The sequence below is a fragment of the Bacillus sp. 0209A genome, from assembly GCF_036765095.1.
GTDB classification, from domain to species: domain Bacteria; phylum Bacillota; class Bacilli; order Bacillales; family Bacillaceae; genus Bacillus; species Bacillus subtilis_G.
In genome coordinates this window covers 60,067-76,080 of record NZ_JBAIZV010000004.1, presented here as the reverse complement: position 1 = coordinate 76,080, position 16,014 = coordinate 60,067, and the positions used below count along the sequence as shown (strand labels likewise).

Here is a 16,014-nt window from a genome sequence, read left to right as displayed (position 1 = left end):
TATGAAAGGAACGGCGGTTAAATGCTTAGGCGTCCTGCCTAAACACCGCCGTCATCACATCCTGTGAAAGTCTGCTCCAATGCTCGCCCTTCCTAGACTTCAAGGGTTTTCAATCACGCTGAAAAGATGACAAAGTCCTAAAACGAAAACCGTTTTAGGACTTTGTCTGCAATCTGAAAGCCTCTCCATGAACGGAGAGGCTTTCTTCTTATTTGATACATTTAATGAGTGCGGCCCAATCCAGATCTCCAAAGCCTTTTTCAATCCCGCTTTCAAAATGGCTCTTGGCCAGCTCGGCAAGAGGGAGGTGTGCAGACACTTGTTCAGCGGCGGCAAGTGCCAGATTGGTATCCTTCAGTCCTAAAGACATTTTGAAACCGGCAGGCTCAAATTTCTGCTCAGCCATGATGGTTCCGTAATTTTGATAGACAGGAGAGCCAAAGAGAGCGCTGGCGATTTCTAAAAATTGTTTTTGTTCTAAGCCGTACTTCTCCATCATTAAGAATGATTCAGATAACGCCTCCAGCATAGACACGAGCAAGAAATTGATGCTGATTTTGGCCGCGTTTGCCGTCTTGCTTTCTTCGCCAACGTCAAATACCTGCTGGCTCAGGCTGTCAAGCAGAGGCTTGGCGGTTTGCTTCGCTTCCGCCGGCCCGGCTGTTATGATGCGGAGCGCGGCTTTGGCGGCCGCATCCGGTCTTCCGAGTACTGGAGCGGCGAGGAAGGATTGTCCTTTTTCCGCATGAGCCGCTGCGAGCTTTTCAGAGGACTCGACACTGATTGTGCTCATTGAAATGTGGATGCCGTTCTGGGCTAATCCTTCAATCAGCCCGTCTTCTCCGAATGTCACGGCGCTGACAGCATCGTCATCTGAAAGCATCGTTATGACAATATCAGCGGACTCTGCCGCCTGTCGCGGCGTGTCAGCTGCCTGTGCACCTTCTGTTACAAATTCCTTCGTCTTTTGTTTCGTCCGATTATAAACAGTCAATTCATAGCCTTCCTGAAGCACGTTTCGGGCAATGGGCTGTCCCATATTGCCGAGTCCGATAACAGCAATTTTCAAACTGATCACTCCCTGAACATTTTTTCCATTATAAACAAATTGAACATCATATGCATGAAAAGCGGCTTGCCAATATAAAAAAGAACAGCTTTACGCTGTCCTCATTTAAATATGTTGAACCATCCTTTATGTACAAACCATATCAGCATCCCGATCACAAGCGCAGCCATCAGGCCGAGTACGGCGAAATATCCGTAATCCCAATGAAGCTCGGGCATGTAGTCGAAGTTCATCCCGTACACACCGGCAATAAAGGTCAGTGGGATGAAAATGGTCGACACGATCGTCAGTGTCATCATAATCGCATTCATCCGGTTTGTATTCAGTGTCACATAGCTGTCGCGCAAGTCGGACGTCATGTCACGGTTGGATTCCACAATCTCAGATAATTTTAACAAATGATCGTATATGTCGCTGAAATAGGCTTTCGTTTCGTGATGCTCTTTCACATGATCAAGGGTTAAAATCCGATAGAGCAAATCACGCATCGGAATAACCGTCCGTCTCAGATGCAATAGATCTGTCCTCAGATCAAACACCTCATTCATCAGTGTTCCATATGTTTTATGGGGCCGGCTTTCTTCAATTTCGTTCAGCCGGTCTTCAATTTTGTATACGAGTGGAAAATATTCATCAACAAGCTGATCCATGATCATATAAGAGATATGCCCAGGCCCTTTTTTGAATAGGTCCGGTGAAGCATACAAACGCTCCCGGACTTTGGCGATCCCGGGCGTTTCGTGTAAATGGAAGGTGACGACAAATCTTTCGCCTTGAAAGATATCCACTTCCTCAGTCTCCAGCGTCTCTTTATTCAGCGCATGAATCACGTAAAAACGATAGCCGTCATAATGGTCAAGCTTCGGCCGCTGCATATGCTGGAAGCAATCTTCAATGGCAAGCGGATGAAAATGAAAAAAATCTCTCAATAATGCCGTTTCCGTATCCTCCGGGCCGTATAAATCAACCCAGTACCACGCAATATCAGGTTGTTCCACTCGTTCGATCGGTATATTTTTCAGCAGCTGATGCTCTGTTGTCATTGCGGTAATGTTGATCATAAACAACCCTCCACCTGCCATTATATCATGCGGCCTTTATGAGAAAAGTATACGGTGTTCTGCCTATTTCCAGCGGCGTGTTATACTGGACAAAAAACGGAAAAAGGGTGGATTGCATGTGGAAGGAAAACGTATCTGTCACGCCTCCGTACCATTTTGACCGCGTGTTGGACAGACTGTCTTTAGACCCTCTCAATGCGGCAGATAAAGAAGCGCGGGAAATACGCGTGCCGATCAGAAACCAAGGGGGAGACGTGTGCATTGTAAAGGTACAGGCGTTGGGCCATGCTGATGAGCCTGAGTTTCTCGTCAGCGGGGAAACGGATCAGGAAGAGATGATGAAGGAAATCAAGCGGATTTTTCAATGGGAACATGATCTGCAGCACGTTCTCGATCATTTTTCAAAAACGAGTCTGTCCGCCATTTTTGAAGCGCATGCAGGCACGCCGCTTGTACTGGACTATAGCGTGTACAATTGCATCATGAAATGCATCATCCACCAGCAGCTCAACCTCTCCTTCGCTTATACGTTAACCGAACGGTTTGTTCATGCGTTTGGCGAACAGAAGGACGGCGTGTGGTGCTATCCAACGCCGGAAACGATTGCGGAACTCGATTATCAGGATCTGCGCGATCTGCAATTCAGCATGAGGAAAGCGGAATACGCCATTGATACGTCAAGGATGATCGCTGAAGGCACACTCGACTTGTCGAAGCTGCCGGAGATGACAGATGAAGACATCATGAAGAAGCTGGTCAAAATCAGAGGCATCGGCCCGTGGACCGTGCAAAACGTTCTCATGTTCGGGCTTGGGCGCCCAAATTTGTTCCCGCTTGCCGATATTGGACTCCAAAATGCGCTCAAACGCCATTTTCAGCTGGACGACAAACCGGCAAAGGATGTCATGCAGGCGATGAGCAAGGAGTGGGAGCCTTATTTAAGTTATGCGTCTTTGTATTTGTGGAGAAGTATTGAATGAAAAACGGCTGCCTTTTCGGCAGCCTCTGAGATTAATCAATCTTCACTGTCATGCTTTGGCCTGAATCGGCACTTTTAACAGGTGAAAACGTGATTTTTAATTGGTGAAGATCTTCCGCTTTTCCGCTGTATACCGCTCCTATCACACCTTCGTTTTCTGTATGCGGCGCAATCTGATGTTCATTGCCTTTTAGGATATTATTATCTGCAACTGTCAGCTTTTGACCGTCATCTGTTTCTACTGATTCGATACCTTGCCACTCCATTTGTGTGTCTCCGGTATTCTCGGCTTTATAAGTGATTTGAATGTATCGAAGCGGCTCAGACACTTTTTGATCTGTCATTTTTTTAAAGAGTTTCAGCTGTAAAGGGCTGATATTGGTACGCGACAGCAATTTGACTTGGTCGACAGTAATCGTTAAGGGTTTCATTGCTGTCTGTTTCTGGACATCAGCAATTTTGTCTAATGTAACAATTTCTCCATTGTCCTCGGTGGATGTTTCACCGGGCTTAGAGAGGATTTTTTTCCGTTGTCTTGGCTTGAATCATCTGGTTAATTGTCGGTATCCAGCGGCTGATCGCTTTCCTGAATTAGCTGGTTGTCCAAATCAATAAATCGAATGGTCGGTTCGCTGCCGTCATAATAAGACGAATGCTTATACAAATCGCGAAGAAACTGATCAAAGAAAATTGCAGAGAGACCGTTTTCCATCGATTTTCCGTCTGAGTTGTTAAAAGTGATGACAACTGTATTGTTTTTTATTTCCACTTTTTTAACCACTTTTTCTCCATTGGAATTGGTTTCAGTCATTTTTTCAAACGCGCCGTTCAGATCCTTTTTGGAAATGTGGATTTTTTTCCAATCTTCTTTGGTGATGCTGTTAAAGTCCTTTTTCAGCAAATCCAGATTTTTGCTTTCATCTTCTGATGCTTTTTCGGTTTTTGCAGAGCTCGAGCTGCTGCTGTTTCCGCATCCTGCCGCACTAAGTAATAATCCCAATGCGCAGACAGCAGTTAGAAATTTCTTCATTTTATCCCTCTTTTATGTAATAGTCATAAACTGTATCGGTTGACTTGCTAGATTATTGAGTATAAATGGAAATGTTTTTGAAAAATATGAAGGAATACTGGGAAGCGTGTTATACTAGTTAGATGTGAAAAAACATTTCACTTTCTGCCATCCGCAGAAAGCTTCATATAGAAACGGAGAGAAAAACGTGAACCAACAAAAGAAACAGGCGCCCGTCGAACTGAAGGTCGGACAAACCTTTCCGCTGACGATTAAGCGTCTCGGCATTAACGGAGAAGGTGTCGGCTATTTTAAGAAAAAAGTCGTCTTCGTGCCCGGCGCGCTTCCTGGTGAAGAGGTTGTGGTGCAGGCCACAAAGGTCCAGCCTAAGTTTTCGGAGGGCCGCATTAAGAAAATCCGCAAAGCGTCTGAGCACCGGGTGGCACCGCCTTGCCCCGTGTACGAACAATGCGGCGGCTGTCAGCTCCAGCACCTTGCATACAGCCAGCAGCTTCGGGAAAAACGCGACATCGTCATTCAGTCTCTTGAACGCCATACGAAGTTTAAAGTAGAGAACATGGAAATCAAAGAAACGATTGGCATGGACAATCCGTGGAATTACCGCAACAAAAGCCAATTCCAGATCGGGCGCTCGCAAAGCGGCAGCATCATCGCGGGCTTATACGGCCTTGATTCTCATGACATCGTTCCGATTAAAGACTGTATCGTTCAGCATCCGGCAACCAACAAAACAACAGGCATCATCCGCCGCATTTTAGAGGACTTCAATGTGTCTGTTTATAATGAAAGAAAACGAAAAGGCGACGTTCGCACGATCGTGACGAGAGTCGGCTTTGAAACAGGCGAAGTGCAGGTCGTACTTGTAACCGCAAAAGAAACGCTTCCGCACAAGGAAGAAATCGTCAAAGCCATTCAAAAGCGATTGCCAGAGGTCAAATCCATTATTCAGAATGTAAACGGGGAGAAAACCTCAGTGATTTTCGGTGAGAAAACGAAACCGCTCGCCGGAAAAACAGTGATCCAAGAGGTGCTCGGCGATGTATCTTTTGAATTGAGCGCCCGCGCTTTCTTCCAGCTCAATCCCGAACAGACCGTCAAGCTGTATGACGAAGTGAAAAAAGCGGCGCAGCTGACCGGAAAAGAAAAAGTCGTAGATGCGTATTGCGGCGTCGGCACTATCGGCATGTGGGTGGCGGACGGAGCGAAGGAAGTCCGCGGCATGGACGTCATCAAGGAATCAATTGACGATGCCAAGAAAAATGCCAAAAAACACGGCATGGCAAATGCCACATACGTAACAGGAACAGCCGAGCACTGGCTCCCGAAATGGACGAAAGAAGGCTTCCGCCCGGACGTCGTCATCGTCGACCCGCCAAGAACCGGCTGTGACAGCACGTTCCTGGACACGATCAAAAAAGTCAAACCGAAACGCTTCGTCTACGTTTCCTGCAATCCATCCACGCTTGCGAAGGATTTGCAGGCGCTGTCAAAAGACTATCGTGTAGAATATATTCAGCCTGTGGATATGTTTCCGCAGACGGCTCATGTGGAAGCCGTGGCGAAGCTTGTATTAAAATCGTCTAATTAAAAGAAACGATTCCTAATCAGATCTGGATTTCGGCGAATGAACACTGCCGATTTCCGGGTCTTTTTCATGCGCCAGCGTTGCCCTGCTGTCTTTTATGTAACTAGGGCCAAAGAAACAATATGTGATAAGCCCCCAGCTATTGATAAGAATAATGTCAGAGCCATAGAGCAGAAACCCGAGTCATGTGCCTAACCCTGTGATCGGTGTACTTTATCGCTATTTATGTGTTATGGGTAAAGGTTTAAATGTTCAAAATTTACTATCGTTTGATAAGAAGCGCTTCAGCATGCTATAAGTGTAAAAGAACATTTTTGCTTCATTACGTTTGGCCTGGTATCCATAATGAAAGGATTTGAATGTGTGATGATAGATAATTTCTGGCGTGAATTGCCACGACCATTTTTTGTACTGGCACCAATGGAAGATGTGACTGATGTTGTTTTTCGCCATGTTGTGAGTGAAGCAGGCAGACCTGATGTGTTCTTTACGGAGTTTACAAACTCGGAGAGCTATTGTCATCCAGATGGAAAGGATAGTGTGCGAGGCCGTTTGACCTTTACTGAGGATGAACAGCCAATGGTGGCGCATATATGGGGAGATAAGCCTGAAAACTTCCGGCAAATGAGTATTGGCATGGCGGAATTAGGGTTTAAGGGTCTAGATATCAATATGGGCTGTCCTGTACCTAATGTGACGGGGAATGGAAAGGGAAGCGGCCTTATTTGCCGTCCTGAAGTTGCGGCAGAATTAATACAAGCAGCAAAAGCAGGAGGATTGCCTGTGAGTGTGAAGACAAGGCTTGGTTACACGGATGTGGACGAATGGCGCGACTGGCTGACACACGTACTGAAACAAGACATTGCGAATCTTTCCATCCATCTGCGTACAAGAGCGGAAATGAGCAAAGTAGATGCGCATTGGGAACTGATTCCGGAAATTAAGAAACTTCGTGACGAGGTGGCACCAGATACACTTTTGACGATCAATGGAGATATTCCTGACCGTGAAACTGGCATGAAACTTGCTGAACAATACGGCGTTGACGGGATAATGATTGGACGCGGTATTTTTACAAATCCTTTTGCTTTTGAAAAAGAGCCGAAAGAGCATAGCAGTAAGGAATTGATTGATCTTTTGAGACTGCATCTGGATCTCCATGATGAATATTCAAAAACAGAAGCTCGAGCATATAAACCGCTTCCTCGCTTTTTTAAGATATATCTCCGTGGATTCCGCGGGGCAAGTGAATTAAGAAACCAATGTATGAACACAAAGTCAACAGATGAAGTGCGTGCATTGCTCGATGAATTTGAGAGAAAGTATCTTAATGGGGCGGAGCAATAGCAGAGATCCCAATTCAAGGGTAAAGCGAAGTGGGACGTTAAACTGGTGGAAGCGGTATTGAACCCGATTATTCCTGCCAATTGTCATCATTTGAAAAATTTGATATGCGGGAAGACATTCTGCCGAGAAGCTGTTGAAGTATGATAAGAATCAAGATAGCAGGGATAATTGTCCTTGCTATCTTTTTTTATCTAAAAGGATCAGATAAAATACATGGTAATAACAGGAGATGGTGCGGATACAAAGAAGGGGGAGTTTATGGTGAAAGAATTTCCTATAATTGAAACAAAAAGATTATTGTTAAGAGAAGTAAACGTTGAAGATGCTAAAGATATGCTAACATATCTTTCAGATCAAGATGTTGTTAAGCCGATGGGGTTAGAACCCTTTGAAACAACTAGTGATGTTTGGGAAGAGATTAGGTGGTATAAATCCATATATGAAAAAGGTACAGGTATCAGATGGGGCATTACACTTAAAGATTCTGGCATCGTCATAGGAAGCTGTGGATTTCTTAATAGACTTGCAAAACATTATCGAGCTGAAGTTGGGTATGAATTAAGCAAAGATTACTGGCGAAAAGGAATCGTCAGTGAAGCACTAGAGGCTGTTGTCAAATATGGATATAACCACTTGCAGTTGGAAAGAATTGAAGCTCTTATTGAACCTTCTAATATTTCATCGATAAAACTAGTGGAAAAACAAGGTTTTAGCAGAGAGGGCTTGCTGAGACACTATGAATTTGCTTGTGGTAAATTTGAAGATTTATATATGTATTCAATGATCAAAGAAGATTTTACATCTGGTTTGGGAAAATGAATTTTAACTAATGCCTCTTTCACAATAATGTGAGGAACTAACTGCCCGGGATATGAAAAATGAAACAGGGGACACTTGTTATTTCAACTATTATATGAAACAGAAATAGGGGGAAGAGAAAAATGAAACGACTATGCATCATCCCCTGCGGCAAGAAAAAAATATGGGACGTCCGGCCTGACGCGGGTCCAACAAGGGCGGAAGACGCTTATCTCAGCCCGTTTCATCAGGCGTGCGAGCGGTATGCAAAAGCGTTTTTTGACGAGTGGGTCACTTTGTCTGCAAAGCACGGATTCCTTCGCCCAGATGATATCGTACCCGAAAATTACGATGTGGCTTTTGGAACCGGTCATCCGGAGATCATGACAGCGGAGGAGCTGAGCCGCCAATTTCGCGAAAAGGACTTTTTCGAAAAAGAAGAGGTCGTCATGCTCGGCGGGAAAAAATATCGCAGTGTCCTTAACGCCGTCATCAGTGAACACCAGCACATCAGCTGGCCGCTAACACCGTACAAAGGCATTGGCTACATGCTTCAGGCACTGAACAGAGCGGTTGAAGAAAAGCATGAACTGTAAAAATATATTTTCGGAAAAGAGTGTGAAAATGAAAAGAATTGTGTTCGGCTTCCTTGCCATTGCTGTATTTGGATGTGGCTTGTATATCTATCATGTTTTATTCGGTGATCCTTTTTCGAAAAATGCCGCAGAGCAAAAGCTCACATCATATGTGAAACAGACCTATCCTAAAAAAGAAATCAACATCACGAATGGGGTATATAGCGCTAAAACCACTGAATATGTGTTCCAAGCAAACATCCAATCTCATCGCTATCCAATGTGCACGAAGGGATTTCTCCATCCGAAAGTCACGTGCGATGGAATTGAAGAAGCGTATACCGAATCAGTAGCAAAACACTTAAATGAAGAAGCATCGAAGGAAATCAAAGCAGATCTGAAAAAAGAGGTGCCGCAAATCATAAAAGCTGACGCTGCTTTGATCATTGAAAACGGCCAGTTCACATTAGATACAAAATGGAACAAACAGCTGGCTGAAAAAGCGCCTATGAACATGGCGATTCAGTTAGACGCGAGCGGGTTATCAAAAACAGAAGCCGCAAAGATGGCGGAAACAGTAAGAAAAACACTTAATGAAAAGGGATATACATACTCAAACGGCACGGTAGACTGTATGCAGAAGGACGGGGACGGCGGTTTCGGATATGTCAAATATTCAATTGATTTTCTTCCGAAAACAGCCATTCAGCCAAACGATGCAGAGGAATTAGGGAGTTAAAAGATTTCCGAGGAAATAAATACGTCGATCATTGTCAAAGACTGGGTGATGCCCGGTCTTTTTTGCATGCCATAAAACGAGACAAATGGATCAGATCGAGACAAAATGAGACACCTGTCTCAAACTGTCTCTAGTGTAAAAATGAAAAGACTGATTTTACGGGCATCAAAGACTGGCACACTTCTTGCATTGATAAATGTGAACCCTAAATAGAAGGAGGCGCACAAAATGGAATTGTTAAAACGTGAAGGCTTGTCATTAACTGAGGAGAAAGCGTTGTGGATGTACCAAAAGATGCTGGAAATCAGGGGCTTTGAAGACAAAGTGCATGAACTGTTCGCACAGGGAGTGCTTCCCGGCTTCGTCCATTTGTATGCTGGTGAAGAAGCGGTAGCGGTAGGCGTGTGCGCTCATTTAGATAATGGCGACAGCATTACAAGCACCCACAGGGGACATGGACATTGTATCGCCAAAGGCTGTGATCTGGACGGCATGATGGCGGAAATTTTCGGGAAAGCGACCGGACTGTGCAAAGGCAAGGGCGGTTCTATGCACATTGCGGATCTCGATAAAGGCATGTTAGGGGCAAATGGAATCGTCGGGGGCGGATTTACGCTCGCATGCGGATCAGCGCTCACCGCTAAATATAAACAGACTAAAAATGTAAGCGTTTGCTTTTTCGGAGACGGAGCAAACAACCAAGGCACCTTCCATGAAGGGCTGAACTTAGCGGCAGTATGGAACCTTCCTGTCGTGTTTATCAATGAAAACAACGGCTACGGCGAAGCCACCCCATTTGAATACGCGTCGGCCTGCGATTCAATCGCTGATCGGGCGGCTGCCTATAATATGCCTGGGGTCACGGTGGACGGAAAAGATATTTTAGCAGTTTACCAGGCAGCCGAGGAAGCGATAGAAAGAGCAAGAAACGGCGGAGGCCCGTCTTTGATTGAATGTATGACCTACAGAAATTACGGCCATTTCGAAGGGGATGCCCAAACGTATAAAACGAAGAATGAAAGAGCTGAGCATCTTGAAGAAAAGGATGCCATTCAAGGCTTTAAAAACTACCTTTTAAAAGAAACTGATGCCAATAAACTGTCAGACATTGAAGAGCGTGTCAATGAATCAATTGAAAAAGCCGTCTCGTTCAGTGAAGACAGTCCTTATCCAAAAGAATCAGAACTGCTGACAGACGTCTACGTGTCATATGAAAAAGGGGGAATGTGAGATGGCGAGAGTCATAAGCATGTCAGACGCGATCAATGAAGCAATGAAGCTTGCGATGAGAAGAGACGAAAATGTGCTTTTGATCGGCGAGGATGTCGCCGGGGGAGCGGCGGTCGATCATTTGCAGGATGATGAAGCTTGGGGCGGTGTATTAGGGGTCACAAAGGGGCTCGTACAGGAATTCGGGCGCACAAGAGTGCTGGATACACCGATTTCTGAGGCGGGCTACATGGGTGCGGCCATGGCTGCGGCATCAACAGGGCTGAGACCGATTGCCGAGCTGATGTTTAACGATTTTATCGGCACGTGCTTTGACCAGGTGATCAACCAAGGCGCGAAATTCCGCTATATGTTCGGCGGAAAAGCGCAAGTGCCGATTACCGTCCGCACCACATATGGAGCGGGGTTCCGGGCCGCTGCCCAGCATTCACAGGCGCTGTATGGCCTTTTCACCAGCATTCCGGGACTGAAGACGGTTGTTCCGTCCAATCCGTATGACGCTAAAGGACTGCTGCTTGCAGCAATCGAAGACAATGATCCGGTGTTCTTTTTTGAAGACAAAACGTCCTACAACATGAAGGGCGAGGTGCCGGAAGATTATTATACAATCCCGCTCGGAAAGGCGGACATCAAACGCGAAGGCGGAGATATCACGCTGTTTGCGGTCGGCAAGCAGGTCAATACCGCGCTTAGTGCGGCTGCACAGCTTTCAGAGAAAGGCATCGAAGCCGAGGTGCTTGATCCCCGCAGTCTGTCTCCTCTGGATGAGGAAGCGATTTTCACATCGTTGGAAAAAACAAACCGGCTGATCATCATTGACGAAGCCAATCCGCGCTGCAGCATTGCAACGGATATTGCTGCGATTGTCGCCGACAAGGGCTTTGACTTGCTTGATGCGCCGATTAAACGAATTACAGCGCCGCATACACCGGTGCCGTTTTCACCAGTGCTTGAAGATCAATATTTGCCGACAGCAGATCAAATTGTCAGCGTCACGCTAGAATTGCTTGGCGAGCCGGCAATGAATTAATGGGGGGGACACAAATGGCGGTAAAAGTAGTGATGCCAAAATTGGGAATGGCCATGAAACAAGGGGAAGTATCGATATGGAATAAAAAAGTAGGCGATCCGGTTGAAAAAGGAGAAAGCATTGCCAGCATTCAATCGGAGAAAATTGAAATGGATGTTGAGGCGCCTGAAAAAGGAACGCTGATCGATATCAAAGTAAAAGAGGGTGAAGAGGTTCCGCCCGGCACAGCGATCTGCTACATCGGGGACGCCAATGAATCGGTGCCGGAAGAGGCGAAAGCACCTGTTGCAGAAGATAGCGAACCGCTAGCCGTCCAGCCCGAAAAACAAGAAAACAAACCCGTAGCCGCGAAAAAAGAACGAATCAAAATATCTCCAGTCGCCAGAAAAATAGCGGAAAAAGCGGGATTAGACCTGAAACAGCTGAAAGGCACAGGGCCAGGCGGGCGAATCGTAAAAGACGATGTGACAAAGGCGCTTGCTGAACAGAAAAAAGATCGGCCAGAGCCGGTTTCTGAGCAGAAGGCGCAAGAAACGCCGGTGACAGGGATGAGAAAAGTCATCGCGGCCCGAATGCAGGAAAGCCTGGCAAACAGCGCGCAGCTGACGATTACGATGAAGGCTGATATCACCAAGCTGGCAGCCCTTCAAAAACAGCTTTCTCCAACAGCGGAAGAGAGGTACGGCACAAAGCTGACGATGACTCATTTTGTGTCGAGAGCCGCCGTTCTCGCCCTGCAAGCTCATCCTATGCTGAACAGTTTTTATCAAAATGAGCGCATCATCACCCATCCTTATGTGCACCTCGGAATGGCTGTGGCCTTGGAAAATGGATTAGTTGTGCCTGTGATTCGCCACGCTGAAAAGCAATCGCTGGTTGAACTGGCCCAATCCATCTCAGAACATGCCAAAAAAGCGCGCGAGGGACGTGCGGGAAGCGAAGAACTGCAAGGCTCAACCTTCTCCATTACAAACCTTGGCGCTTTCGGAATCGAGCATTTCACACCGATATTAAATCCGCCGGAAACAGGCATTCTCGGCATCGGAGCAAGCTATGACACGCCCGTGTATCAAGGGGAAGAGATTGTGAGAAGCAAGATCCTGCCGCTTAGCCTGACATTTGATCACAGAGCCTGTGACGGCGCCCCTGCCGCTGCATTTCTGAAGGCGATTAAAAGATATCTGGAAGAACCGGCAGCATTAATTTTATAGGAAAAGCAGGTGAAAACGACATGACACTAGCCATTATCGGCGGCGGACCTGCAGGCTATGCGGCTGCAGTCTCCGCGGCACAGCAGGGCAGAACCGTGCTGCTGATTGACAAAGGCCCGCTTGGGGGAACCTGCCTGAATGAAGGCTGCATCCCGACAAAGTCTTTATTAGAAAACGCAAACGTTCTTGATAAAATCAAGCATGCCGGCCACTTTGGAATCGAACTTCCGCCCGGTGCAATATCGGTTGATTGGAGCAAAATGCAGAACCGAAAACAACAGGTTGTCAGTCAGCTTGTCCAAGGCGTTCAATACTTGATGAAGAAAAATCAAATACAGGTTGTGAAGGGGACGGCCTCCTTTCTTTCTGACAGAAAGCTCTTAATCGAAGGAGAGAACGGAAAAGAAATCAGAGAGGCGGACCAAGTATTGATTGCATCGGGATCAGAACCAATTGCGCTGCCATTTGCCCCGTTTGACGGCGAATGGATCATCGACAGCAAGGACGCGCTTTCTCTTTCTGAGATTCCGTCTTCACTTGTCATTGTCGGCGGCGGTGTTATCGGCTGCGAGTATGCCGGGCTGTTTGCCAGACTGGGATCGAAGGTGACCATCATTGAAACAGCTGGCCAGCTGATCCCGGCTGAGGATGAAGATATTGCCCGTCTCTTTCAGGAGAAGCTCGAAAAAGACGGTGTTGAAGTGCATACTTCATCCAGATTAGAGCGGGTGGATCAAGCGGCCAAAACGGCAATATGGAAAAGCGGGCAGCGGGAGTTTAAATCGAAGGCCGATTATATGCTGGTGGCGATCGGTAGAAAACCCCGTCTTGACGGATTGCAGCTGGAGCAGGCCGGGGTAGATTTTTCTCCAAAAGGCATTCCGGTGAACGGGCACATGCAGACGAACGTGCCTCATATTTATGCGTGCGGAGACGCAATTGGAGGCATTCAGCTGGCGCATGCGGCTTTCCATGAGGGCATCATCGCTGCTTCTCATGCTTCCGGCAGGGATGTCCAAATCAATGAGAAACATGTGCCCCGCTGCATTTACACATCACCGGAAATCGCGTGTATCGGAATGACAGAACAACAGGCAAGAAGCGAATACGGGGATGTGAAGATTGGTGAGTTTCCTTTTTCCGCAAACGGCAAAGCGCTCATTAAACAGCAAGCGGAAGGAAAGGTCAAGATCGTGGCGGAACCTGAATTCGGGGAAATCGTCGGTGTCTCGATGATTGGTCCTGATGTCACCGAGCTCATCGGCCAGGCGGCTGCGATCATGAATGGTGAGATGACCGCTGATATGGCGGAGCATTTTATCGCCGCCCATCCGACACTGTCGGAAACATTACACGAGGCGCTGTTAAGCACAATTGGGCTTGCAGTGCATGCATAACACGGGAAAAAGCAGGCGCGGGGAATACAAGGTGCCTGCTTTTTTATTGTTGAAAGCGCTTTATTTTTCCCCTACAATAGATGAAAACGGCGTGTAAGGGAGGAGCGATCAAGGAAATGAATTCGATCCCAAACGATTTGCAAACCTGGAAACGTTTTGTGAAAGACGGTGTACTTGATGAAGCCCGGTTAAGAAAACGGATCGCCGAGTCATGGCATCGCTGCAAAAAAGCTGAGGTCAATCCATATTTAGAAAAAGGCCCAAAGGTTTTACAGCAAACGGAGCTGGATCAACAGTCAAAAAAGCATTCATTTTTCCTGAAGACCGCACAGCATTACCTCGAAAAACTGCTGCCTGCCATAAAAGAAATGGAAATGATGGCGCTGTTAATTGATTCAGAGGGTGTTGTTCAGGCACTCGACGGCCATCCCCGCGCGCTCTATGAAGCCAAACGCATCAACTTCGTCAAGGGCGCATGCTGGACGGAAACGGCTGTCGGAACAAATGCGATTGGCACGGCGCTCCACATGATTGAGCCGGTTGCGATACAAGGATCAGAACATTACTCCATCGCTTCCCATCACTGGAACTGTTCAGCCGCTCCGATTCACCATGAGGATGGCAGCCTTGCGGGTGTGATTGACATATCGTGTCCGGCGGCCGGCGCGCATCCCCACATGCTTGGTATAGCCACTGCGATCGCCTATGCCGCGGAACGGGAACTGGCAGCTAAAAGCCGCGAGAAAGAGCTGGAGCTGATCAGCCGTTTTGGAGATAGGGCTGCATCCCGTGTGCCAATGGTCCTCTGCAATACCAAACAGCACATTATCAGCGCGAGCATACCGATTCGAACCCTAATACCGGATTGGCAGGGCCGGCACCTGTATGAATTGAAAGAACGGGGCTTTTCAATCGAAAAAGCAGTCACCATGGGAGATGGCGGCACGTGTTTTTATCTCTCGGAACAAAAGAAAAAGCCGGCATTTCGTTTCAATGGAGTTATCGGGCAAAGCGGCCGATCGCAAGGAATGCTGAAGAACCTTGAACGAGCGGCTGCGACGGATGCAACGGTCTGTCTGTCGGGCGAAACGGGTACGGGGAAGGAAGTCGCGGCCCGCGCGCTTCATGAGAACTGCGAGCGTCGGCACGGCCCGTTTGTTGCTGTCAATTGCGGAGCGATCCCGTCTGACTTGATTGAAAGCGAGCTATTCGGCTATGCGGAGGGCGCTTTTACGGGAGCGAAACGAAACGGGTACAAAGGCGCCTTTCAAAAAGCGAATCATGGGACCTTATTTTTAGATGAGATCGGAGAAATCTCCCATTCGATGCAGGTTGCGCTTTTAAGGGTGCTTCAGGAACGCAAGATTACGCCGGTCGGCGGGGCGAAAGAAATTCCGGTTGATATCAGAGTCATTGCCGCCACACATTGTGATTTACGCGAGCTTGCTGAAAGCGGGAAAATCAGAGAGGACTTGTTTTACCGCCTTCATGTCTATCCAATCGAGCTTCCTCCTTTACGCGACCGCCCCGAAGATATTCCGGACCTCTTTCAGTACTACAAACAGAAAAATCATTGGCCTGGCGACCTTCCCCTTGCTTTGTTGGATGTGCTGAAACAATGGAGGTGGCCGGGGAATATTCGCGAGCTGTTTAATGTGTTTGAACGTCTTTCCATCAGATTTCCGGACGGCCGGCTGAGAGATCAGCCGCTCACCGCTTTACTGGAAGCCGCTGGACTGCCGATCAGCCCGGCAGAAAAAAAGCCGGATGCGGCCGGCGCGCTGACCCTTCGTGAGCAAATCCAAAAAGATATGATGATCAAAGCGCTTGAATCCGCAAAAGGTAACGTCTCTCAAGCCGCCAAAATCAGCGGAATCCCCCGAAGCACTTTCTACAAACGGCTGAAAAAATTCAACTTGGCCGCTGAATCATAAAGCATACTTCTTTCAAGAAATGGAAACGT

Annotated in this window: 15 protein-coding genes; 11 read left to right on the top strand and 4 right to left on the bottom strand. The window is 47.2% G+C overall.

The genetic code is table 11. The annotated features are described in order from the left end of the window. Positions 1-208: 208 nt before the first annotated feature. A complete protein-coding gene (locus V6D44_RS15645) occupies positions 209-1,069 on the bottom strand; it encodes an NAD(P)-dependent oxidoreductase (protein WP_253268943.1) in 861 nt (286 codons plus the stop codon). Between the two features lie 101 nt (positions 1,070-1,170). Continuing rightward, entirely contained in the window at positions 1,171-2,130 is a 960-nt protein-coding gene (gene corA / locus V6D44_RS15640; protein WP_253268944.1) for a magnesium/cobalt transporter CorA, read from the bottom strand. Positions 2,131-2,246: 116 nt separating this feature from the next. Here corA and V6D44_RS15635 point away from each other — a divergent pair, with 116 nt between their 5' ends. Further along, positions 2,247-3,110: a DNA-3-methyladenine glycosylase family protein gene (locus V6D44_RS15635; RefSeq protein WP_202328283.1), complete on the top strand. Its 864-nt coding sequence runs from the start codon at positions 2,247-2,249 to the stop codon at positions 3,108-3,110. A gap of 31 nt (positions 3,111-3,141) precedes the next feature. Here V6D44_RS15635 and V6D44_RS15630 read toward each other — a convergent pair whose 3' ends face one another. After that, the gene (locus V6D44_RS15630; RefSeq protein WP_333516706.1) at positions 3,142-3,540 is read right to left on the bottom strand and encodes a hypothetical protein; all 399 of its coding nucleotides are present in this window, start codon (positions 3,538-3,540) and stop codon (positions 3,142-3,144) included. A 122-nt stretch (positions 3,541-3,662) separates the two neighbouring features. Continuing rightward, positions 3,663-4,139 carry a hypothetical protein gene (locus V6D44_RS15625; protein WP_333516705.1) on the bottom strand — a complete coding sequence of 159 codons (477 nt, stop codon included), beginning with the start codon at positions 4,137-4,139 and terminating at the stop codon, positions 3,663-3,665. A 187-nt stretch (positions 4,140-4,326) separates the two neighbouring features. On the opposite strand from V6D44_RS15625, the gene rlmD reads away from it, so the two are divergent. The 10 genes from rlmD to V6D44_RS15575 all read left to right on the top strand — a co-directional run bounded on the left by rlmD (position 4,327) and on the right by V6D44_RS15575 (position 15,985). Then, on the top strand, positions 4,327-5,727 hold the full coding sequence (gene rlmD, locus V6D44_RS15620) for a 23S rRNA (uracil(1939)-C(5))-methyltransferase RlmD (RefSeq protein ID WP_333516704.1): 1,401 nt from the start codon (positions 4,327-4,329) through the stop codon (positions 5,725-5,727). Between the two features lie 363 nt (positions 5,728-6,090). Continuing rightward, positions 6,091-7,071, top strand: coding sequence for a tRNA dihydrouridine synthase (locus V6D44_RS15615; protein ID WP_333516749.1), 981 nt, complete (start codon positions 6,091-6,093; stop codon positions 7,069-7,071). Between the two features lie 261 nt (positions 7,072-7,332). Beyond that, positions 7,333-7,890 carry a GNAT family N-acetyltransferase gene (locus V6D44_RS15610; RefSeq protein ID WP_253269151.1) on the top strand — a complete coding sequence of 186 codons (558 nt, stop codon included), beginning with the start codon at positions 7,333-7,335 and terminating at the stop codon, positions 7,888-7,890. Between the two features lie 122 nt (positions 7,891-8,012). After that, on the top strand, positions 8,013-8,465 hold the full coding sequence (locus V6D44_RS15605; RefSeq protein ID WP_087992569.1) for a DUF6884 domain-containing protein: 453 nt from the start codon (positions 8,013-8,015) through the stop codon (positions 8,463-8,465). A 28-nt stretch (positions 8,466-8,493) separates the two neighbouring features. Next, complete coding sequence (locus tag V6D44_RS15600) at positions 8,494-9,183, top strand: YfjL-like protein (RefSeq protein WP_333516703.1); 690 nt, start codon at positions 8,494-8,496, stop codon at positions 9,181-9,183. Between the two features lie 228 nt (positions 9,184-9,411). Continuing rightward, positions 9,412-10,413 (top strand): acetoin:2,6-dichlorophenolindophenol oxidoreductase subunit alpha, encoded by a 1,002-nt coding sequence (gene acoA, locus V6D44_RS15595; protein ID WP_087992571.1) that lies wholly within the window; start codon positions 9,412-9,414, stop codon positions 10,411-10,413. Position 10,414: 1 nt separating this feature from the next. After that, complete coding sequence (gene acoB / locus V6D44_RS15590) at positions 10,415-11,443, top strand: acetoin:2,6-dichlorophenolindophenol oxidoreductase subunit beta (RefSeq protein WP_087992572.1); 1,029 nt, start codon at positions 10,415-10,417, stop codon at positions 11,441-11,443. Between the two features lie 14 nt (positions 11,444-11,457). Then, a complete protein-coding gene (locus V6D44_RS15585) occupies positions 11,458-12,654 on the top strand; it encodes a dihydrolipoamide acetyltransferase family protein (RefSeq protein ID WP_333516702.1) in 1,197 nt (398 codons plus the stop codon). A gap of 20 nt (positions 12,655-12,674) precedes the next feature. Beyond that, on the top strand, positions 12,675-14,051 hold the full coding sequence (acoL, locus tag V6D44_RS15580) for an acetoin dehydrogenase complex dihydrolipoyl dehydrogenase (protein ID WP_333516701.1): 1,377 nt from the start codon (positions 12,675-12,677) through the stop codon (positions 14,049-14,051). Positions 14,052-14,167: 116 nt separating this feature from the next. Continuing rightward, the gene (locus tag V6D44_RS15575) at positions 14,168-15,985 is read left to right on the top strand and encodes a sigma-54-dependent Fis family transcriptional regulator (RefSeq protein ID WP_333516700.1); all 1,818 of its coding nucleotides are present in this window, start codon (positions 14,168-14,170) and stop codon (positions 15,983-15,985) included. Positions 15,986-16,014: the final 29 nt, after the last annotated feature.

Bases quoted from the DNA above. Each gene is read 5' to 3' on its own strand.
- V6D44_RS15605 (WP_087992569.1), top strand. From the start codon at position 8,013: ATGAAACGACTATGCATCATCCCCTGCGGCAAGAAAAAAATATGGGAC.
- corA (WP_253268944.1), bottom strand. From the start codon at position 2,130: ATGATCAACATTACCGCAATGACAACAGAGCATCAGCTGCTGAAAAAT.
- V6D44_RS15635 (WP_202328283.1), top strand. From the start codon at position 2,247: ATGTGGAAGGAAAACGTATCTGTCACGCCTCCGTACCATTTTGACCGC.
- acoL (WP_333516701.1), top strand. From the start codon at position 12,675: ATGACACTAGCCATTATCGGCGGCGGACCTGCAGGCTATGCGGCTGCA.
- acoA (WP_087992571.1), top strand. From the start codon at position 9,412: ATGGAATTGTTAAAACGTGAAGGCTTGTCATTAACTGAGGAGAAAGCG.
- acoB (WP_087992572.1), top strand. From the start codon at position 10,415: ATGGCGAGAGTCATAAGCATGTCAGACGCGATCAATGAAGCAATGAAG.
- V6D44_RS15585 (WP_333516702.1), top strand. From the start codon at position 11,458: ATGGCGGTAAAAGTAGTGATGCCAAAATTGGGAATGGCCATGAAACAA.
- V6D44_RS15600 (WP_333516703.1), top strand. From the start codon at position 8,494: ATGAAAAGAATTGTGTTCGGCTTCCTTGCCATTGCTGTATTTGGATGT.
- V6D44_RS15625 (WP_333516705.1), bottom strand. From the start codon at position 4,139: ATGAAGAAATTTCTAACTGCTGTCTGCGCATTGGGATTATTACTTAGT.
- V6D44_RS15615 (WP_333516749.1), top strand. From the start codon at position 6,091: ATGATAGATAATTTCTGGCGTGAATTGCCACGACCATTTTTTGTACTG.
- V6D44_RS15575 (WP_333516700.1), top strand. From the start codon at position 14,168: ATGAATTCGATCCCAAACGATTTGCAAACCTGGAAACGTTTTGTGAAA.
- V6D44_RS15630 (WP_333516706.1), bottom strand. From the start codon at position 3,540: ATGAAACCCTTAACGATTACTGTCGACCAAGTCAAATTGCTGTCGCGT.